Annotated in this window: 20 protein-coding genes; 7 read left to right on the forward strand and 13 right to left on the reverse strand. The window is 64.7% G+C overall.

What is annotated here, in order from left to right; all coding sequences use genetic code 11:
* Positions 1 to 19: 19 nt before the first annotated feature.
* From ACQP2U_RS24930 to ACQP2U_RS24970, 9 genes are all read right to left on the reverse strand, one after another.
* The gene (locus ACQP2U_RS24930) at positions 20 to 253 is read right to left on the reverse strand and encodes a hypothetical protein (RefSeq protein WP_433709709.1); all 234 of its coding nucleotides are present in this window, start codon (positions 251 to 253) and stop codon (positions 20 to 22) included.
* Positions 250 to 1,254, reverse strand: coding sequence for an alpha/beta fold hydrolase (locus tag ACQP2U_RS24935; RefSeq protein WP_433709710.1), 1,005 nt, complete (start codon positions 1,252 to 1,254; stop codon positions 250 to 252). Before ACQP2U_RS24935 ends, ACQP2U_RS24930 begins: the two co-directional genes overlap by 4 nt.
* Before the next feature lie 3 nt (positions 1,255 to 1,257).
* Entirely contained in the window at positions 1,258 to 1,554 is a 297-nt protein-coding gene (locus tag ACQP2U_RS24940; RefSeq protein WP_433709711.1) for a hypothetical protein, read from the reverse strand.
* Positions 1,551 to 2,204 (reverse strand): DUF6668 family protein, encoded by a 654-nt coding sequence (locus ACQP2U_RS24945; protein ID WP_433709712.1) that lies wholly within the window; start codon positions 2,202 to 2,204, stop codon positions 1,551 to 1,553. Before ACQP2U_RS24945 ends, ACQP2U_RS24940 begins: the two co-directional genes overlap by 4 nt.
* A 3-nt stretch (positions 2,205 to 2,207) precedes the next feature.
* Complete coding sequence (locus ACQP2U_RS24950; protein WP_433709713.1) at positions 2,208 to 2,906, reverse strand: hypothetical protein; 699 nt, start codon at positions 2,904 to 2,906, stop codon at positions 2,208 to 2,210.
* Between the two features lie 125 nt (positions 2,907 to 3,031).
* The gene (locus ACQP2U_RS24955) at positions 3,032 to 4,534 is read right to left on the reverse strand and encodes a cutinase family protein (protein WP_433709714.1); all 1,503 of its coding nucleotides are present in this window, start codon (positions 4,532 to 4,534) and stop codon (positions 3,032 to 3,034) included.
* 77 nt (positions 4,535 to 4,611) lie between these two features.
* A complete protein-coding gene (locus ACQP2U_RS24960) occupies positions 4,612 to 5,760 on the reverse strand; it encodes a lipase family protein (RefSeq protein ID WP_433709715.1) in 1,149 nt (382 codons plus the stop codon).
* Positions 5,760 to 7,007 (reverse strand): cutinase family protein, encoded by a 1,248-nt coding sequence (locus tag ACQP2U_RS24965; protein ID WP_433709716.1) that lies wholly within the window; start codon positions 7,005 to 7,007, stop codon positions 5,760 to 5,762. The genes ACQP2U_RS24960 and ACQP2U_RS24965 overlap by 1 nt, the downstream gene beginning before the upstream one ends.
* Positions 7,004 to 7,807, reverse strand: coding sequence for a hypothetical protein (locus tag ACQP2U_RS24970; protein ID WP_433709717.1), 804 nt, complete (start codon positions 7,805 to 7,807; stop codon positions 7,004 to 7,006). Before ACQP2U_RS24970 ends, ACQP2U_RS24965 begins: the two co-directional genes overlap by 4 nt.
* 757 nt (positions 7,808 to 8,564) lie before the next feature.
* On the opposite strand from ACQP2U_RS24970, the gene ACQP2U_RS24975 reads away from it, so the two are divergent.
* Positions 8,565 to 9,419: an MBL fold metallo-hydrolase gene (locus ACQP2U_RS24975; RefSeq protein WP_433709718.1), complete on the forward strand. Its 855-nt coding sequence runs from the start codon at positions 8,565 to 8,567 to the stop codon at positions 9,417 to 9,419.
* 157 nt (positions 9,420 to 9,576) lie between these two features.
* Here the strand turns inward: ACQP2U_RS24975 and ACQP2U_RS24980 are convergent, their stop codons facing one another.
* On the reverse strand, positions 9,577 to 10,335 hold the full coding sequence (locus ACQP2U_RS24980) for a helix-turn-helix domain-containing protein (RefSeq protein WP_433709719.1): 759 nt from the start codon (positions 10,333 to 10,335) through the stop codon (positions 9,577 to 9,579).
* 241 nt (positions 10,336 to 10,576) lie between these two features.
* Here ACQP2U_RS24980 and ACQP2U_RS24985 point away from each other — a divergent pair, with 241 nt between their 5' ends.
* From ACQP2U_RS24985 to ACQP2U_RS25005, 5 genes are all read left to right on the forward strand, one after another.
* Positions 10,577 to 11,377, forward strand: a complete 801-nt coding sequence (locus tag ACQP2U_RS24985) for a helix-turn-helix domain-containing protein (protein WP_433709720.1) — start codon at positions 10,577 to 10,579, stop codon at positions 11,375 to 11,377.
* A gap of 634 nt (positions 11,378 to 12,011) precedes the next feature.
* The gene (locus ACQP2U_RS24990) at positions 12,012 to 13,277 is read left to right on the forward strand and encodes a hypothetical protein (RefSeq protein ID WP_433709721.1); all 1,266 of its coding nucleotides are present in this window, start codon (positions 12,012 to 12,014) and stop codon (positions 13,275 to 13,277) included.
* Positions 13,274 to 14,458 (forward strand): DUF4041 domain-containing protein, encoded by a 1,185-nt coding sequence (locus ACQP2U_RS24995; RefSeq protein WP_433709722.1) that lies wholly within the window; start codon positions 13,274 to 13,276, stop codon positions 14,456 to 14,458. The genes ACQP2U_RS24990 and ACQP2U_RS24995 overlap by 4 nt, the downstream gene beginning before the upstream one ends.
* A gap of 296 nt (positions 14,459 to 14,754) precedes the next feature.
* Entirely contained in the window at positions 14,755 to 15,168 is a 414-nt protein-coding gene (locus ACQP2U_RS25000; protein WP_433709723.1) for a TerD family protein, read from the forward strand.
* A 12-nt stretch (positions 15,169 to 15,180) separates the two neighbouring features.
* Positions 15,181 to 15,924 carry a VWA domain-containing protein gene (locus ACQP2U_RS25005; RefSeq protein WP_433709724.1) on the forward strand — a complete coding sequence of 248 codons (744 nt, stop codon included), beginning with the start codon at positions 15,181 to 15,183 and terminating at the stop codon, positions 15,922 to 15,924.
* Positions 15,925 to 15,983: 59 nt separating this feature from the next.
* Here the strand turns inward: ACQP2U_RS25005 and istB are convergent, their stop codons facing one another.
* Entirely contained in the window at positions 15,984 to 16,775 is a 792-nt protein-coding gene (gene istB / locus ACQP2U_RS25010; protein ID WP_433709725.1) for an IS21-like element helper ATPase IstB, read from the reverse strand.
* Positions 16,772 to 18,271 carry an IS21 family transposase gene (istA, locus tag ACQP2U_RS25015; RefSeq protein ID WP_433709726.1) on the reverse strand — a complete coding sequence of 500 codons (1,500 nt, stop codon included), beginning with the start codon at positions 18,269 to 18,271 and terminating at the stop codon, positions 16,772 to 16,774. Before istA ends, istB begins: the two co-directional genes overlap by 4 nt.
* A gap of 1,198 nt (positions 18,272 to 19,469) precedes the next feature.
* Here istA and ACQP2U_RS25020 point away from each other — a divergent pair.
* On the forward strand, positions 19,470 to 19,622 hold the full coding sequence (locus ACQP2U_RS25020) for a hypothetical protein (protein WP_433709727.1): 153 nt from the start codon (positions 19,470 to 19,472) through the stop codon (positions 19,620 to 19,622).
* Between the two features lie 84 nt (positions 19,623 to 19,706).
* Here ACQP2U_RS25020 and ACQP2U_RS25025 read toward each other — a convergent pair whose 3' ends face one another.
* On the reverse strand, positions 19,707 to 20,606 hold the full coding sequence (locus tag ACQP2U_RS25025) for a helix-turn-helix transcriptional regulator (RefSeq protein ID WP_433709728.1): 900 nt from the start codon (positions 20,604 to 20,606) through the stop codon (positions 19,707 to 19,709).
* Positions 20,607 to 20,636 lie beyond the last annotated feature (30 nt).

Below are 20,636 nucleotides of genomic sequence, written 5' to 3' on the forward strand. Positions count from 1 at the left end.
GTTGGTCTCCTCGAGTGGATCAGGTGGTCGGTAGGACGGCGATGGCGATGGAGCTGGCCGCCCCGAGCAAGGCCGCGCCGAGCAGTGCGCCGAGGAGTCCTTCGACGGCTTCTTCGCGGTAGGTCCGGATCGCCAGCAGCCCACCGACCCACACCGCGCGCGCGATGCACAGCAGCAGCACGAACCACGCCAGCCAGTCCAGCAACTGGGTCAGAGGCGAAAGAACCTGCACGGGAACGGGTTTGGCGATCACAGTGGGCCGCCGTCCTGCTGGTGGGTGCGGTAGGCGACCTCGAGAGCGGCTAGGACCGGCTCGCTCGCTGCGGCAGGGTGAGTGTGCGGCAGCGAGTGCCCGGCACCTGGGACGCTGTCGTAGTCGCCCCAGATGTGCTCGGCGAGGTAGCGGGATCTACTCGGTGCCACAACCGGGTCGAGTTCGCCGGTCAATACCCAGGTCGGGACGCTGCGCATGATGCTGGCTATCTCACTGCTCAGCGTGGTGCTGCCGTAGGCGGCCAGGGTCGCCTCGAGGTTGGCGGTAGCCCTGCTAGGGCCGACTTCGGCGCACACGCTGCGGCGCGGCAGACCGTAGCGCGCCGGTGGCTCGTGCAGGTGGCTCCTCAGTTCCTCGACGAGCCGGCTTTCCCGCCGTCGCGAGCGCTTCGATGTGCGAGCTGCATCGGAAACAGTTGTGAGCCAGGGCAATGCGGGGCAGCCGTTGAACAGCACGACCCCCGCCAGTGCACGAGCCAGGCGTGGGTACCGCTCGGCCCATGCCTGCACCAGCAGCGACGCCACCGAGTGCGCCACGAGCACGACCGCGCCGTGCGCGTGCGCCAGGACCGCGTCGAGGTCATCGACGAGCGTCGACAACGTGGTCTCCGCACCCGGATCAGATTCTTTGAAGCTGCCGTATCCGCGCTGGTCGTAGACGATTTGGGCGATACCGCCGTCGAGGCGTTGGTGCAGATACCCGGCCAGCGGCCTCCAGTAGGTGGAGTCGGTGAGTATTCCGTGGACGTAGACCACGCTCGCCGGTGCCGACGTGGGGCCGATTTGGCTGGCCGACAGCCGGATTCCGTCCGCGGCGGCCACGGTGAACGGCGTGAGGTCCAGGTGGGCAGCGGTGAAAGGTTCGCGCCGCGATGTCGATGCGGACGAGAATCCGCACTCACCGGGCTGGAAACTGGATGGACCGAGGGAGCGGTGTTGCCCGGTTGTGGAGGGTTGGGGATGAATCCGGAAGCGGCGCATGACTTATGCGCCTCCGGTGACGACGGCGTTCATGATCGTTCCGGCACTGGTGGCGATGATGCCACCGACCAGTGCGCCGAGGATGATCTTGGGTGACTCCACCGCGCCGCCGTGGAAGCGTTCCCACCCGAATTTGCCACCGGCGTAGATCAAGGCGCTGATGCCAGCGAGCATGACGATCCAAGACAGATAGTTGACGAGGTTGATGAGCCTGTCCGATCCCGGAGGTGGCTTCGGGGTGATTGGGATTTGTTGGGCGAGCACGGTCAGCGCCTCGCCGACCACGGTTGCGGTGGTCATGGCGATGTCTCCGAATCGGGTTGTGCAGCAATCGAATGGGTGGCTGCGAGGTGGGTGATGATGTGGGTTCCGGCGCGGTGCACGTCGGTGGGGACCGCGTCGCGCAGGCTGGTGCGGCGCGGGGGTGCCGGGTCGTAGGGCAGGTATTGGGCCAGGTCGGTGAGTTCGCAGGTGACGAGTTCGTCGTGCCAACCGATTTCGTAGACGTGCTCGACCAGCCCGGCGACCACCGTGCGGTAGCGGCGCACGATTGCGGGGACTCGCCCCGGTCGCATCGCTGTCAGCACGAGCCCGATCACCCGCACGCCGTCCGGGGCCAGACCGGCGTGCCATTCGCGCAAGCGTTCGGCCGCGGCGGTGAGCCCGGGCATGCACAGCCTGGCGGCGATGACCACGTGTTGAGTCGTGCGTGGTGAGGCGGGCCAGGCCACTCCGGTGTCCGCGGCCGGGGCCCACCACCGCGCCAGGGTCGAGGTCCCGGCGCCGCCGTGTGCGCCGAGCACGGCGAACAAGGGTGGGTACGCTGCGGTGGTCGGCAGCGGGGTTTCCCGTATGGGTGCCAGCCGTTGCGGGGTGGCGATGGTGCTCGGCTCGAGCCGGTGTGCTCCGCCGGTGTGGTCGTCGTGGTGCAGGTGCAGCGGTGCGGCCATAGTTCAGCCCCGCTTCTGAATATTGGTGATCACGACACCGAGTGGGTCGCTGCGGACGTTGATCAGTTGCAGGTAGTCCACGCGTTGCCCGTCGGGGTGCCGCTCGGCAAGGTGGACCTCGGCAGTGCCGTCGGCGATCGGGGTGATCGCGACGCAGTGCGTGGTGCCGGCCGGGATGGAGGCGATGCCCGCCGTCAACGCCTCCGACGTAAGCCCGGCCTCGGGGGCGACCAGTCGCAGTGCGGCCTCGGCGCTGCGTTGCGTGTAGTAGGCGTGCTCGAACGCGGCGATCACACCGGCGAGGCCGTGGGTGTCGCCTTCGGTGTCGGTGACGGTCTGCCCGGCCAGTCCGGCGCACGCGCTGCTCGGTGGTTGTGTGGTCGTTGGGGGACCTGCGGTCAGGGTGGGGATCGCTGGCATGGTGTCGGATTCGTCGGCGACCGAGTTGATCCCCACCACAACGAGCAGGGCGGCCACCCCCAGTGCGGCGCCCAGCCCTCCCCAACCACGTCGAGGCACTCGCGTGCGCCACGATCCCGTCGGCGGTGGCGGGGGCGGCGGTTTGTTGATCCACTGCCATTCGTTGCCACCGCTGTCCGGGGCGTCGATCGTGTCCGAGATGGGTTGCAGGGCAGTGGGTTCGGTCGGGTGCAGCCAGCCCCAGCCGTGCTGGCTGCTGGTGTCAGTGGGGGTAGTGGGCATGTCGGGTTCTCACCTCCTCGATGGGGTTGGTGGACGGTGCGGGGCCCTTCGGGCGGGTGCCAGGGGAGAATCTGCAGACAGGGTGTGGGTACGTCTGCGGAGTCGGGCTCCGCCCGAAGGGGTCTTTAGGGTCCGGCGCTCGATGTCGGGGCCGCTGGCGTGGCTGGGCTGCTGCTCGATGTGGTGGCGGCTGCGGTGGTTGGCGAGGCGGTGGTGGACTGTGGTGGGGCCGAAGGGATTCCGGTGGCGGCGAGGTCGCGGGCAAGGGCGGTGAACCAGTCGGCGGTGGCGGCCAGGGCCGATTTCCCGGTCGTGGTGGCGGGCACGGTCTGATACGAGCCGTGGCGGCCGGTGGTGTCGCTGTATTGGGCGGTACCGGCGAGGGTGTAGAGCTCGCCGTGGTCGGTGACGGTGCTGGTGATCGCGGTGAAGGTCTCGTTGATCCAGCGGCTGGTGGTCTGGGGCGGAACCAGCTCCACCACTGCGCCGGCGAGTTTGGTGCCCAGTACCGCAACCGCCGCCAGGGGGTCGCTCATGCCGACAGTGGCGAGTTCGGTAATCGTGGCCGGAGTAAACACTGTGCGTGCCACCGAGATCGCGGCGTTCAAGCCGATGGTGCCGATCTTGAACAGCGCCGCGAGCGCATCGGCCGGGCCGGGTGGGGTGGTGTTCGGGTCGGAGGCTTCGGCCAGGCGCTGGCCGAGGGTTTTGGTCGGTTGGTAGGACAGTTGGTCGAGGCTGGTGCCGGTCAGGTCCTCGTTGACCACATTCACCGCGGTGGTGTAGACGGTCGCCGACAAGGCTTGGGCGATCGTGGAGATCGCCGCGATCGGATCCCGGAGGTCCGAGCGGGCGGCGATGTTCGCCGCCGCGGTGGCCAGCGGGCTTGCGGTGGGTGTATCGCAGGTCGCATCACCCGCCACGCACAGGTCCGCGACTCTGCCGGTCAACGCGCCGTATCCACTCGACGCCGCCCCAGCGGTGATACCGGCGCCTGCCAGCGGAGGGTTGAGCAGCGCGATCTCGGCGACCTTCTGCCCCGTGGTCCCGGGTGCCGCAGACGGGGTGGTGGCGCCGGCGCGGCCGGGTAAGACGGGGGTGTTGGTGTCGCGGTTCGGGTTGGCCAGCAACGCGATCCCGGCGACCTGGTCGGGACTGAGTTGTGCGTTGCCTGCTCCGACACGCTGCGCGAACTGCGCGACCGCGGGTGCGCCTTGGGCGTATCCGGCGGCGGCGATCTTCGTGGTCGGGCAATGCGCGAGGACCTCGGCAGCCATCTGTTCCAGCCGCTGCGTTGCGGCCGCAACCGCGGCGTCGTAAGGCAGTGCCGTGCCGTCGGCTGCGTGGCCATAGGGGACGTAGGCGCGCTGCACCAGATCCCCAGCGGCGGCAGCGAGCGGACCGAAGATCTGCCCGAGTGCTCCGGAGTCGCTGGTGATTGCCGCTTCGGGAGCGGCTTCGTCACTGCCCTGCACCCCAAGCGCATACAGACTCGGGCACGTCGCGCCGAGCGAGGCACCGGTGTCGGCGTGGACGATGCGGGTTCCTGCGACCGCGACGACGACCAGCGCCAGTGCCGTCGCCGTTGCACACCGCAGTCGTGGGAGTCTGTTGGAGTTGGGGTGCATGAGATTCACCTCGAACGGTTGTTGGCTTCGGGGCCTGCCCGCACCCCGGGAGGGGTCCGTGGGTGCGGGCAGGCAATTCAGTTGGTCTGCGGGCTGGATGACGTCGAATCGGCGGCATCGGTGGGTTGGCGCGCCAAGAAGTTGGCGAGCCGGGCGACGGCTTCGCCAGCACCGTCGGTGGCAGTGCCGATGTGGCCGGTCGGATATTCACGCCAGCTCAGATCGACGCCGAGAGCGTGGTATTCGGCGAACAGACCGCGTCCCATCGAGACCGGCACGAGCGCGTCCTCGGTGCCGTGGTAGAGGTGCACGGGCACTTGCGGTGCTTCGTGTCCGCTGATCTCGTTGGACAGCACGTACCGCCAGATGGGGTCGTTCCAGGGGTCGGCTCGCTCGCACCAGCGACTTAATGGTTCGTCGCGGTAAGCGAACAGAAGTGTTGCGGCATCGAAGTTCTGGGCCTGCTCGATCATGCGCCGACCGTCGTGGCTGAGGACATGATCGACCGGTAGGTGGGCATAGGCGCGGGCCAGACCGATCAGCCCGGCCAGCGCCAGTCCCGCCCATGAGCCGCCGTCGATCTCACCGATCAGCGCTCTGGGATCTACGACGACGGCACCAGCGGCGATTCCGCGCAGGTCCAGCTCTGGCGCATACCTCGGTTGTTGTTCGGCGGCCCATACCGCCGCACGGCCGCCATCGGCGTAACCCCACACCGCACATGGCGCTTTCGCCGAGTCCAACTCCGGTAGCGCGCGCACGGCGCGCGCAAGGTCGAGAACAGCGTGCGCAGCCGCCCGTCCAGCCAGGAACGTATGTGGGCCAAGCCCTCTCATGCCCAGGCACTGACCATCAGGAACAGCCACTGTCCAGCCGCGTTCGAGGGCGGTGGCGATGAACCCGGTTTCGGGTTCGGTTCCCTCTCCCGCCAGCAGTTGCGAGGGTGCGCATCGGCCACCGAGACCGTGAAAGCTCGTGCAGTACAGCAGGACCGGGCGCGGTCCGGCGCTCTCGGCTGAGTCGGGAGTGATCACGATCGCCGACGCCGGTAGCGGCGCGGCAAATGTTGTGCGGGTGGCGTAAACGAGCTGCCAGGCCCGTTTCGCGCGGTACAAGCCTGGAGTGGCAACGGTGCGGCGGCGCAGGATCTCTCCCGGTCGTGGGGTGAAGTCCAGGGCCGGGCTGCTGTAGAAGTCGTCCGCGCTGGGCGGTTCGGTCGTATTCATTAGCGGCTTCCTGCGATGTCGTGGGCGAGGGCGACCATCCAGGCGATGCCCGAGGCGAGCTGGCCGTTGATGGCGTAGTTGTTGTGCCGTGCCACGGTGTCGGCGTAGCGGACCCATATCGCCGGGTTGAGCAGGTCGCCATTGTCAGCGACCAACTGCCCCCACGCCGTGCCGAGTTGGCCGACAAGCTTGGGCAGCAACCCAATTGGGTTCGACGCGACCGTGGTGGTGATCTCGTTCCACCGGGCGGCAGCAGCACCGATGTCGTTCGGGGCCGGTGCAGGAACGCGGGGATCGGCGGTATCGATCAACCGTGCCGCCAGTGGCAGCTGCGGCGCGTAGTCGACGCTTCCTGCGCCGACTTGGAAGTCGTTGAGCACCACCGTCGTCCAAGCGTCACCGAGCGCGGCGGAGAGCATCGCGCCCACCGAGCCGACGGCAGCGAACGGGTTGCGCAGGTCAGCTTGGGCGGCGATCTCCGCACCGACGCGTAACAGCGCGGCACGGTCGGGCGCTGAGCAGGCCAGATCACCGTCCGTGCAGATGTCGGCGACCCGGCCGGTCAGTGCGCCGTAGCTGTTAGCGCCCTGGGCAATGCCGCCGCCACCGGCCGGCGGATTGGGGATTTCCACCGCCGACACTGCTGCCCCGCCGGTGCCGGGAACGGGGTCGGGCACCGTCTGTCCTGGACGGCCGGGGAAGGTCGGTGCGTGTGGTGCGCGGTCGGGGTTGGCGTACAAGGCGATCGCGGCGATGCGCTCGGGGCCGACTGGCCCAGCGCCCGCACCGACGTCACGGGCGAATGACGACATCGCTTGCGCACCTTGGGAATAACCGACCCCCGCGATCATCGTGCCGGGGCAAGCGGCGGCAATCTCGGTGGCGGCGGCATCGAGCTGGTTACGGGCATCGAGCACCGACACGAGGTACGGATCAGGACCGCCAGCGACCGCACCGCCGAACCCTGCACCATAGGGGATGTAGCTGCGCTGCACCAAGCCAGGCGCAGCCGACACAACCGGACCGATCAGCGACCCAACCACGCCGGTGTCGGCGAGCGGGTCCGCGGACGGTGAGGACTGGCCGGTGCCCTGGATACCAAAGATGTAGAGCGCCGGGCACCCGGGCCCGATTGGGACCGCTGCGGCCTCAGGCGTTCCCAGCGTGGTGCCGACCGACTCGATAGCGGTGGACATGATCAGCGCAGCGGCGGCGATGAGCACACGGTGCCGTGTCGAGACGGTCATGGCTGGCCCACCCCCACTCCGACACCGAATCCTGCGCCGACGGTTCCACTGGCAACCGCTCCGACTACCGCTGCGGGGATTCCGGCAACCACGGCACCCGCCGCAGCACCCGCTGCGGCGCCGATTGCGGTGCCGGCCACACCGGAGGTCACTGTCCCGACTACCGGGACCGCGATTACGGTGCCGAGAGCCGCACCCGCGATTCCACCGACCGTTCCACCGATGAGCCCGCCGACCACGGCTCCGGCCGCCGCAACGGGTACACCTGCGACGACGGCGCCGGCAGCGCCACCGAGACCCGCACCGGCCAGGGTTGCACCGCTGACGCGGTCGGAACGCCCGGCGGGAATACCGAGTGAATCCAAGGCCGTCGCCACCTGGGCCTCCGCGCCCGCCGCAGCGTCATTGATGGCATCACGCCATGCTGGTGGCAGCCAATCCGGGCTGGGCGACTGCCACTGACCGACACGAATCGTGTTCTCCGGCGGCTCGATCGGAGCCACCGGGGCCACGGGCTCGGGCAGGTGCAACTCCCCCAGCTCGATCGGCTCCACCGGTTGGTCCAGCGGCGGAGCAGGACGCGAGGGCGCCTCGTTGCGGATCTCGGGTGACTGCTCGTAATACGGCGATGGCGCTGTTTCCGGAGGCGGCACGGCAACTGGAGGCGGTGGTAGCGGTGGCGTCGTTCCGGGTTGGGCAGGATTGGTGACACCGGGCTGGTCATTGATGGCGCCGGCATAGTCGGCGGCACTGCTCGTCGCTGCCGCCGCTAGTACAAGCGCAACCGGAATCGTGCTCACGAGGATGGCTTGGCGGCCGCGTACAACGCTCCGACCCAGTCGCTTCGGACTGGCATGGTCGATGCCGCGGCGTTTCTCGTGGTGTATCGGCAGAATGGGGTATTTCCTTGATCTGGGCATGCCAAATAGGCCCCTTCATCTGAAGGCGGAATTTCGGTTGGTAATCGGAAAATGGGCGGCGGAACCGTCCGTGCACCTCCCAGTCGCGAATGCGATACTGGGAGGGCACTTCTCACAGCTGTCGCGTCAAATGAAGGTGAAGATGAGAGACAGCACCTGAGCCGCCACGGACAGGCCGTTCGACAGGACCGACAATCCGGTATTCACCCATCCGAGAATCTCATAGGGGTCCACAACATTTCCTTTCACATGGTTGGATTTGCAGTTCCATCCAAACCTCGAAAACTGCTGCAACGCTAGGGTTTCGACGCGCCTAAATTGCGTTAACGCAGCCGAAGTCAAACCGCAAAACCGCTGCTGTGCAGGAGATTTGCCACACACTTCACGCAACCAGCGTGAAACGGGAAATTTCGAAGACTGAGGTCCAACGCACTATTCGGAGCAACATGCATGCCTGCTGTCTCCGCAAACCTCTGTTTGCATTCCTCTGTTTTGAAAGACATCAATGCGTACTCAAGCGGCTAATCTCGCTCCGCCACACGGCTTTTGGCGTGACCGACCGTCGTCGGTCCGCTCGCTATCTGGTTGAGTGGTGTGTAGCGTGACCACGAGTCGGCGAAACGGGCAGGAGCGGTTCGTGCGTATCCACCACTTGGATGGCGGAGGAATGCGCCCCTTCGGGGGCCGGTTGATCGACGGTCGGCCGGGGGTGTTTCGTCGGGCCGAAGTCGCATGTCACTGCCTGTTGATCGAGCATCCCGCGGGATTGGTCTTGGTGGATACCGGCTACGGGGAGCAGGCAACCATCCAACCTGAAGTCTGGGTGGGGCAGAAGGTCATCCGGCGCACCAACCCCATTCTCGACCAGGTAATCGCCCGGCAGGTGGAGGCACTGGGATACTCACGCGAGGATGTTCGCGACATCATCACAACACATCTGGACCTGGATCATGCGGGCGGATTGGCGGATTTCCCGGACGCGAACGTGCACGTCTACCAAGCCGAGCTCGATGCCATGACCGGCCCGCACGGACGCGGAGAACGCTTCAGATATCGGCCGGTGCAGATCGCTCACGGCCCGAAGTGGATCGCCTACGGCGAGTCCGACAGCCACGATGATCACTGGTTCGGCTTCAAAGCGGTGCGAGAGCTGCAGGGACTGCCACCGCAGATGCTGATGGTTCCGTTAGCTGGCCATACCCGAGGGCACGTCGGAGTTGCCGTTGATACCGGCAACGGCTGGCTGCTGCATGCCGGGGACGCGTATTCCTATCACGGCCAGATAGCTGACCCACCGCGAATGCCTTTGGGAGCACGCATCTTCGAGCTCTCGGTGGACACACTGCGAACACTACGGGTAGAGAATCAACGCCGCTTGCGCGAACTCCTACGCGATCACCACGACAGCGTGACCATGTTTTCATCACACTGCGCTACCGAGTTCGAGCAGTTGCGCAGCCGAGCACAAACCCCGCCAGAAAGCGCCGAGTAGGGCGTGACTTCACCGTCGAAAGCGTCGAAAGCCCCGCGCCGGCCTCAACAGCCGATTGCGCAAATCCACGCACGCAATTGTCGGGGACACACCATCGTTTCGATATGACCCCGTGGACCCACTCAACTTGGTGCGCCGTTCTAACCGGTCATCAACCTTAGGAAGTGGCAAGCGGACCATCGACCGGCGTGAGGTGGTAGATCCACCAAGGCCGAAACGGCACCTCGCTCACATCAATCGAGACCCACATCGGCTGCTCCTCGCCGCTATCGACGTCCTTGATGACCGAGTACTCCAGGGAACTGTCCACAGACGCCCAGCTCTGCGGAAAATCAGTGGCCCACAGATCATTCCATTCCGGCGCATGGCGACATGCATCGACGACCGCGTCAACTTCGTCCTGTGCAACCAGACCAGGCGACATCAATTTCAGCGCTTGCGTCATCAAGTGCACCTCGAGGCCCCAGCTTCCCAAGACTTTTCGCGCCGCAGGCTCATTCACCAACCACTCGATGATGTTTCGACCAGGAACCAACCCCGGAAAGGCCTTCAGATACTGACTGTTTGCCGCCCGCACCTTGAACAAAGGAACTTCATACAGGCACGCGGGTCCTGGATACGCTTCCAGAATCCGCAAATCACGAGCCGCGAGCGGATGATCGGCGGCCACGTACGAGGGGATGAGGCTGGTGCGAGTCAAGGCGAGAACCATCCGCCCCCACCAGGTCGGCAACGCGAGCGCCTGGACGATCGCCTCGAACGACTCGATACTCAACGTGCGTGTGCCGTTCTCGGCCTTCTTGATCTGATCCGCGCTCAGCCCCACAAGCTTGCCCAGATCTTCGGGCCTCTCCAACCCGACCTGGATCCGACGCGTCCTCAACCACTGGCCGACTACCTTCGTGATCTCTTCCAACGCTCGCCCCTTCCCTCCCCTGATCGCCGGGACACCTTGTCCCCGAGTCGATCTTGACGGCAACAGGCCAGTATATCGAGACTCTGTCCATGCGCATCGCATGTGAACTCCAGGGCCACAAGCGATGTCATCGATCAGCCGCAGCCGAAGGAAGCGCCAATGAATGTCGCGCAACACCCCGGAACACACGAACCGGCGATATCTCTATCCACCGGCACCACCAGACAAGGAGTAACTCGGCGTGAACCGCAATACCCGCTCGCACAGGGACCGCAGGCGCAGACCCCTAGCCCGCATCCCGACCCTGCACGAGACCCTATGGCTGAGCAGAGACCACCTGCGTCTATCACGAGTCGCGGCCCACAAACGCCACGGCATCAGCCCGTCCTACCTGCGCCAACTCGAAGTCGGCGAGCGCATCCCCAGCCCCGAGACCCTCTATAAGCTCATCACCGGCTACGGCCTCAGCGACGGACAGGCGCGCCACATCCGCGAACTCCGTTATCCAGCAGAAGATCTCCCGCCAACAGACAAACTCCGCCAGTCCGTACACGAGAACGTCGCACTAAGGAACCACATCCAAGACCTCGAGGGACGGGGAGTGCTCGCGGCCTATGTGGACCCAATGTGGAACATACTGCTGGCCACCACGGAATTCCGATCGGGCATGCCCGGACTCGAAGACTCCGAATGCATCCCGGTATGGCTCTTCAGCCCGATCGCAAAAACCATCGTCATCGACTGGGAACGCGAAGCGGCCCACTCCGTAGCGACCATCAAGGGCGTACTCGGCCGCTACCGCGACTCCGAACAAGCCCACACCCTCTTACGAAAGCTCCGTTCTCACAATGACTTTCACCACCTCTGGAGATCGAGTTGCAACGTCGCATATGGCCGCGCCGCCAGCGACCGAGTTCACTGGCGCCACCCATCCGGCGAACCAACCTCCTACAGCCTCACGGTCGCCGACGTTACCCAGCCCCCACACATCCAGCTCATCACCGCTCTGCGCAAACCGTACAGCGGACCGCCGCCGGACTAGCGAAACCCGCCAGCGGAATGAGCTTCCCTCCGATCAGCGGCCACATTTGCAATTGCCTCCTCGATCTCTAGCGCCTCCCGGCTGTGCGGTAGCGGCGTCCCCTTCGGGCCCGGGCCTTCGAGGGATGTTCACCTACGTAGCGGCGGCACGTACGCCTGGGCTTGACCCGCGAATAGCTGCCCTTCGGCAACCGGTGTCGAGGGAACCGCTGCGCATCTTGTGACTGAATTCGCTTGTCCCCACACGAGTTGAAGTCCTGGCGTTTAGCGGTGAATAGATCCCGGCGAATTGATCGCCGCACTCGGCAACAATGGGCTCAACCTGTCCGGCGACATCGTTATGTGGAACGCAGGGGTGCCGCACGCCGCCCATCACATCCGCTGCGGCACGAGGGTGTCGATGCGGGCACTGAACGGGAGCGGCCGGGTGCGTCGAGGATAGAAGCGCCGCGCCGCGTTTCAGTTCCGGGACTTGGAACACCGACACCCACCCGCCGCCACGACGCAGCCCAGCGTTGATAGCCGGAGTGGCGAGCGTGTGGTGCGTGTAACGGTGCTGGCTTTGTCGCGACAGTAACTGCGGCCGTAGTTGTACGGCCGGATCATGTCGAAGTATCAGAAGAGGGGTGGAGCCGGTGGCGCGGCGCAGGGGATTCTTCGCTGAATTGCAGCACCAGAACAGGCTTGCACAGCAACGGCAGGCGCAGCAGCAACGAGCAGCGATGCGGGCGCACAACATCGCTGTGCGGGAGGCACAACGCCGTGCGAGGGAGCAGCAATGGGCAGTGGCAGCAGCCGTGCGCGCCTCGGCCGCTGAACGCGCGGCAGCGGAGAAGGCCGCCAAGCTCGCCCACCTTGCCGCCCGTGAGGCAGAGGTCCAGGAGAAGAACGCTCAGCTTGCCGTCACCTACGACGAGATCGACAACCTCCTCAACGCCACGCTGGAAGTCGATGACTGGGTCGACCTCGAGTCGCTGCGTGAATCGGCCGCAGACCTCCCGTTCGATCGTCCCGAATTGCTCACACCATCACCGGCCCCCCGCTACCACGCACTGCCGGATCGCCCGAGCTTCGTGGCACCGGTGCCGCCTTCAGGTCTGAGCAGCGCTCTGGGCGGAAACCGTAGACACGCCGCCCAATTCGAGGCAGCGCAGCGGGAATACCTCAACGTTGTGCAGCAGTGGCTGCTGACATTTACCCGGACGTGCGCCGCGAACGCGGAGCTTCGCGCCGGTTGGCGACAGCAAGAAGCCGCGCGTGTAGCCGAGCTGTGCGATGCTCGTCGCCGACTCGAGCAAGCAAACGTCGACCATCGCAGCCAGGTCGAAGAATCGAACGCACGCTTGGACCGGCTGATCGCCGGTTTACGCGACCGCCAGCCCGCCGCAATGGACGAATACGTCGGCATCGTACTGGCCAACTCGATCTACCCCGAAACCTTCGAGGTGTCCTACGAACACTGCTTCGACGCGAGCGACCGCGAACTACACATCACGGTCTTGGCTGCGCATCCCGACACCTTCCCGACCACGAAAGCATTCCGCTACAACAAAACTACCGACGAAATCACCACAACCACGGTGGCAGCGGCCGAGGTCAAACGCCGCTACGCATCGGCGATCGCGCAGACCGCGTTGCGGACAGCGCATGAAGTGTTCGAAGCCGATCGGGAACAAATCATCGACAGCATCGCACTCACCGTCGCCGTCGACACCGTCGACGGCGCGACCGGCCACGACACTCGCATCGACCTCGTCCGGCTGGCCACCGACCGCGCAGATTTCCTGCCGCTCGACCTCGCACGCGTGGAACCGCCAGCCACATTGGCTCACCTCGCCGCCGCGGTATCGAAAAACCCCTACGGGCTGGTGCCCTTGGCAAACCATGGAGTACGCGGATGAACGACCCCCAAGCCGTGATCGTCGGACTGCGCAAGATGCTGGTCGTCAAGGAACGCGAAGCCGCCGACCTGCACGACCGCGTCCAACAACTCACCGCGCAACTGCAAAACCGCCCGTCCGCTGTCGCCATACCAGCACAAGCCCATCCCGACCTCATCACCGTAGACGACGCACTGGTGCTGCAGGAGGTGGGAATCTACGAGTATCACCATCCGCTGGAGAACGCCGACAGCTACAAACAAACCCTCGCCGAACTGCGCGCCGACGTACGCGAAGCGGTGAAAACCAGTGAGGCCATCGTGGTGGCCAACAAGTTCAGCTTCAACAACTCCCTCGCCGAGGGCCGCCGGTTGACCGCAGATCTGTCCAAGCTCATGCTGCGGGCATACAATGCCGAAGCCGAAAACTGCGTCCGAACCATCCGCGCCGGCAACCTCGACACCGCCAAACGACGACTCGACAAAGCCGCCAAAGATATCGAAAAGCTCGGCGCGGCAATGCAAATGCACGTGTCACCGGCCTATCACGCGCTACGGATCACCGAACTGGAACTCACCGCCGACTACATGATGAAGGTCCAGCAAGAACGAGAAGGGGCCCGTGAGGAACGCGAACGCCTGCGGGAAGAACGCAAAGCCGAACAAGAACTCGCCGCCGAACGCGAACGACTCGAAAAAGAACAAGCACACTACCGAGCCGTGCTGCAACGGCTCACCGCCACCGGACAAGACACCCGAGACATCGAAAAACAGCTCACCCGCATCACCGAGGCGATCACACAGAACGACTACCGCGCAGCCAACATCCGCGCAGGCTACGTCTACGTCATCTCCAACATCGGCGCCTTCGGACCCAACGTCGTCAAGATCGGGCTGACCCGCCGACTCGAACCACTCGACCGAGTCCGCGAACTCGGCGGAGCATCTGTCCCCTTCCCCTTCGACGTCCACGCCGTCTACTTCTCCGACGACGCAGTCACACTCGAAAACCAACTCCACAAAGAGTTCGGCGCGGCCCGACTGAACCACGCCAACATCCGCCGCGAATTCTTCTTCGCCACACCGGAACAAGTACGCCGAGTCCTAGCGAAAAAAGTCGGCAACCTCCTCGACTACAACGACTCCCCCGAAGCCACCCAATACTTCCAATCCAAACGATACTGGCCCCACCGTGGACAGTGAATCATCTCTTGGACGTCGCTCAAACGTATAGGCCAGACACAAGCGCGCACCACGCACCCAGGAGAAACCGCGCAGTCTGGTCACATGAAGACCGGCACGGTGGGCAAAGCGTCCTCCACCGAGATCGTCTCGGACCCACCGGTCGAGGGCGGAAGGTGGCCTCCTCCATTGAGGTCCGCCGCCAGGGTCGGAACTCCGGCTTACGGCAGGAGGGGGACGGTTTGGTGCCGAAATCGCCTGCTGCGGTGCAGCTCCCGGATAGAGTCGAGTCTCACCCACGTCAGCCGAGGAAGCGAATGTCGAGCACCGCGTTGCGTAAGGGCGAGAATATTGCCCTCAACGGAGGGCATGTGTCCTTCTCCCTCACATTGGATCAGACGCCTATCGATGTTTCGGCGCTGCTACTCGGCCCCGGTGGGAAGGTGCGCGACGACAGTGACCTCGTGTTCTACAACAACCCGACACGCCACGGTGTCGAAGTGGCCGGCACGACAGTGAAAGTCGACTTCACACGTATTCCTCGTGACGTTGCCACCGTAGTGGTTGTCGCGAGCATCGATCCATTGAGTCCGGGGGCGGTCTTCAGTCGTGCCCCACGGCTGGTCGTCACCCAAAACCCTGGACCGACAGTCGAATACACCGCACCGGACTTCACCAATAGGGAGACGGTCGTCGTCATCGCCGAAGCTTACCGCCGCAACGATGCCTGAAAGGTGCGGGCAGTGGGCCAAGGCTACGCCTCCGGTCTGGGTGGCTTGGCAACTGACTATGGAGTCGATATCGACACCGACGAGACAACAGCCCAGGTCGGTGCGAGTACGCCATCGGGTTCGAGGACACCGACCGAGCTCGCGAAGGTCACCGACATCGCGCCCGGGTTGCTGCCGGTAGCGACCGAAGCGAACCGGGCACTGGCGGATGCGGGAATGGGTAGCCGACGCGCTGCGGTGTATTTGGTTCTCGACCACAGCTACGACATGCGGGAATTGTATGAGTCGTTCACCGTCCAGGCGTTTGCCGAGCGAATTCTGGCTTTGGCGGCGAACCTCGATGACGACGGCACCGTCCCTGTGGTGTTCTCGGGTCGGCGCGAACCCTTCGTCGAAGACCTCAGTCTGCAGAACTACCGGGGCAGGATCGGGCAATTGCACACCCAGGTCGACTGGGGCTGGTCGCAAGTCGATGAAGCGATGCGCTGCGTGGTCAATCACTACCAGGAGTCGGGGGCAGCTGATCCCGCGTTGGTCATCGTCCAGGTGGGAGACGAGCCCGACGATAAAGCGGCGGTGCGAACGCTACTGCAGAACTCGGCGATGCTGGGAGTGTTCTGGATCTTCATCGGGTTCGGCCGAGGGAAGATGGCGTTCTACAAGAACCTCAACTCCTCGACCTCGGCGACCTTCCGCAACGTCGCGTTCTACAACACCGGAAAGAATCCAGGCACAGTTGTCAATGGCCATCGGTAGGTCGCCGCTGGTGGCCAGGTGAAGTCCCCACCCCGCTTGCGGGGGGTGGGGTTGCTATTTCAGGGGCGGTCACCTCGTTTGTCTCGGTGTTTCATGCGGTAGGAGTCGCCGTCGGTGATGACGACGGTGGCGTGGTGCAGGAGCCGATCCAAGATGCTGGCGGCGGTGGTGTGTTCGGGCAGGAACCGGCCCCATTGTTCGAACGGCCAGTGTGAGGCGACGGCCAGCGAACGGCGTTCATATGCTGCCGCGACCAGCCGGAACAGAAGCTGGGTGCCGGTGTCGTCCAATGGTGCGAACCCGATTTCGTCGAGGATCACCAGGTCCGCGCGCAGCAGGGTGTCGATGATTTTGCCGACGGTGTTGTCGGCCAGCCCGCGGTAGAGGGTGTCGATCAGATCGGCGGCGGTGAAGTAGCGGACTTTGTGCCCGGCCTGGATCGCGGCGTTGCCGAGCCCGATCAGGGTGTGGCTCTTGCCGGTGCCGGGCGGCCCGATAATCGCGAGATTGTGTTGCGCGCGAACCCATTCCAGACTCGACAGGTAGTCGAATGTCGCCTGCGAGATGGAGGAGGCAGCGACGTCGAAGCTGTCGAGGGTTTTCAGAACGGGGAAGGCGGCGGCCTTGAGCCGGTTGCGGGCATTGGAGGCATCACGGGCGGCCAATTCGGCCTCGATCAAGGTGCGCAGCATCTCTTCCGGGGTCCACCGCTGGGTTTTGGCGACGTGCAGCACCTCGGGTGCGGTGCGGCGGACTGCGGCCAGTTTCAACCGGCGCAGTCCGGCATCGAGGTCGGCAGCCAGGTCCGGAATCGGTTTGGGAGCAACAGTTTTCGATCGAGCATCAGTCATGATGCGCTCCCGTCACGGGTGATCTTGTAAGCGTCCAGCGAGCGGGTCGGCGCGGTCGGCAGGTCCAGCACCAGCGCCTCACCGGCCGGGCGGGGCTGCGGGGTCCCGGTGCCGGCGGCGAGGATGGAGCGGACGTCGGCGGCGCGGAACCGCCCGAACGCCACCGCCCGCCGCAACGCCGCCACCAGCACCGGCTCACCGTGGGCGGCGCCAAGCGCGAGCAGGATCTCCAATTCCTGCCCGAGGCGGGTGTTGCCGATCGCGGCCGCGCCGACGAGGAACGCCTCGGCATCGTCACCGAGCGCGCAGAACTGTTGCTCGACAGTAGTTTTCGGCCTTGGTCCACGACTGAGCGCCGGACGGGGCCCGTCGTAGTGGTCATCGAGGATCGACACCTCGCCGGGAGCGACGAGTTCGTGCTCGGCCACGATCACCCCGGTCGCCGGTTCGAGCACCAGCAGCGCACCGACATCGACGATGACCGCGACCTTTTCGCCGATCAGCCGGGTGGGCACCGAGTAGCGGGCCGACCCGTAACGAACACATGAGAGCCGGTCGACGATGCGGGTGACAGCAGGGGCGCCGATCTCGAGCCGCAGCGACGGCAACGGCGCCAACAACTCCCGCTCAACGCTGAGGCGTTCGTCGGGGACAGCGCAGATCTCCGAGTGCACCAGCGAATTCACTTCCGCGCACCAGATTTTCGCCGCTGCGTTGGCTTCCCGCAGCGTCACAGCCCGGCCGGTCATCGCGGCCTCGGTCAGCAACGGGACCGCCAGATCCCGCTGGGCATACCCGCACAGGTTCTCCACGATGCCCTTGGACTGCGGATCGGCGGCATGGCACCAATCCGGTGAGAACCCGTAATGCGTTGCGAATCGGACGTATTCGGCGGTCGGGACGACCAGGTTCGCGACCACGCCGCCTTTCAGGCAGCCCATCCGGTCAGCGAGCACCCGCGAGGGAACCCCGCCGATCGCGGCGAATGCTTCGGCGATCATGGCCAGCGTCGTGGACTGCTTCTGATCGGCGGCGAACGCGGTGAACCGCCACCGCGAGAACGCCAGCACCGCGCAGAACAACTGCAACCCCGGCGCGGCCTCGGCCCAGTCGATCACCAGATATTCACCGGGCGACCACACCGCCGGACGGCGACCTCGATGATTATCCTTGCGCCACAACATCTTCTGCTCCGCCACCAACCGCCGGAAATTCCGCGGCGACCCCTCGTAACCAGCCACCCGCGCGACCGGGAGTAGTCGCTTGGCCGAAATCCGGCCCTTCGATTTCACGACCCGCTCAGCAACCAGGTCCCGCACCTGCTCGTAGTTGCGGGCCCGTGGCGCCGGCTCCGACCGGCCGCCACCGCGCTCCGCGCGTTCGACGACGCGTTTCACGGTCTTGTGCGTGGTGCCGCACAACTCGGCGGCCCCTCGATAGGTTCCGACCTCTCGATAGGCGGAAATGATGTCCATTCGCTCCCTCGCAGACTTCAATGGAACTCCCTGGGCAGTGACGGATGACAGTTGGCGCTATCACCGTCACCGCCCAGGCCACGAGTTCCGGGCATGACACGACGAGCAAGGGGAATGGGGACTTCTACCTGGCCGCCAGCGGGGACCTACAGGCGGCCACCAGTGGGGACTTTCTCATGGCCACGGACACACAGTCCCGGATGAACAGTTCTACGCGGAGCTAGTCCGCGGCTTCAGCACGTGGTCTCGAGCTTAGGGTCGAGTCCGGCCGATTCCACGTGAAGACCTCTGCCGATCAGGCTGCGCGTTCCACAATGTCGGCGAGGTGATTCGGTGGGGCTCATCCCACGCTGGCTCCGAACATTTCATCCGGAGCCCCGGTTGTCCGCGTCTACGGATGGGGGCCATGCCAACTCGACGGAGCCGGAGTTGGTGGGCAACTACTGGATGGTCATCGACATCGAGGTGCACACCTTCCGAATTCCAGCCCGTCAGATCTGCCCGCCCGCAAGTCCGTCCGGCCACGCCGTGAGGCACGTACGCGGCAGCGCTCGGCCCGGACAGGCTGTGAACATGCGTTATCACCGTAGGCGTTGTTTCACCACGTTGCCTGGGGTGGCGGACCCAGCGGAGTCCCTCGACCCGGTGCCCAAAGATGCCGCAACCCGGTCGCATTCGGCCGCCGCTCGGGAAGTCCCTTTTTTCTACCGCCCCCGCAGGTCGATCTGTGTGGTTAGCGCATGTCCCCGTCCGGAGTTGACCACCCACCGCTCCGATAACCACTTGCTGCGATTGCTTCGCACTGCCGAGGCCCTAGTGCAACCGACAGCTGGGAGCCAGATCTAGAGCTCGATGCCTCGGGCCCACAACATGTTCACACCGAACCCCACCCCATCGTGCGACGAAAGCTACTCGCTCACGCCGCTGCGCGAAGGCGAGCCCCAGTGCCACAACAGTTACCCAAGGTCGGTGTCGATCACCAGGCACCAAGACAGACCGTCCATCTACGGCAACCATGAATGGTGGCACCACCGCCAGAAATAAGGTTTCATGGGTTAGGGAGAATCAGCAGACGGGTTGCACAGTCAGGCAACCGCATGCGCACAGTAGCCCCACTCCCGTCCTCCCCACCACTGAGCCGACGCCGAAACGCGATACACCAGTACGATCTTCGCCGCCGCGATCGGCAACAAGCCGATACCTCACCAGCGAGCAAACGTTGACCGACAACACCGGGGACCGCCGCGAATGGACCGCCGAAGAACTGGCCTACCTCGACAAGATCCAAGAACAACTGGCCGGCCCCCTCACAGAACGACAACTCGCCATACTGCGCCGCTGGTGGCACGGCGGCTACGCGTCAGACGAATGAGCCCACCTTGCCGCCAACTGTATCCCTACAGGCAGGACCTCGACACGATCCACACCCACGGCAGCGAACCCAACCAACCGCCCACTACCCCGCAGCAGCATGATACTGCTCGCGATGCTCGATCCACGGACGCTGCCGCTGTTCCTCACTCATCGCCAACAACTCACCCAACTTCCCCCACGCCACCTCATCAACCGGAGTATAGATCTGCATCCACGCATGCGGTAACGACGGCAGCGACATACTCGTCAAGAACATCTCCAACTCCCCCACCGCCAAATTACGAATCTGCTTGGTCCGACTCGCCGGAACGGCGACATCATTACGAGCCCACAACGACGCGAAAGTCTCACTCTCGGCACACAATTCAGCGATGAAATCCTGCCAACCCGGATCGCCGAGGTTCTTTGCATACGACCCGCGCAGATAACCAACCATGCGCCGCAAGTCATCCCAATTATGGTGATAGGTGTTGCAGCACTCCGGAGTCAGGAACACCCGACGGGCCACATTCCGCTCGCCCTTGACAAAACCCGGGCACAGCGCTTCATACGACTTATTGTGCGCAAGCACGTCATAACGCGGACTCAACACCACACCCGGCAAAGGTTCCAGATGATCCAAAATCACCTGAAGTTCTTCTGGCAGAGCAGTTCCCGCATGCGCAGTCGGCACCGTCGGCACATCCGCCAGCCGATACAAATGCGCCTTCTCCGCAGCATCCATAGACAATGTCCGCGCAACCGAATTCAACACCTGCACACTGACATTGATATTCCGCCCCTGTTCAAGCCACGTATACCACGTCACTCCAATCCCCGCCAGTTGAGCAACTTCCTCCCTACGAAGGCCAGGTGTTCGCCGACGCGGTCCGGGCGGAAGCCCCACGTCCTCCGGCGCGATCCTTGCTCGACGGGACTTCAGAAAAGCGCCCAGCTCCGTGCGTCGAGCTTTGCGCACTGCCTGAACATCACCGATGGTCATGAACCAATCCTCCCGCACGCCAACAGCAGT

It is taken from the genome of Nocardia sp. CA-084685, from assembly GCF_050955785.1.
Lineage (GTDB): Bacteria > Actinomycetota > Actinomycetes > Mycobacteriales > Mycobacteriaceae > Nocardia.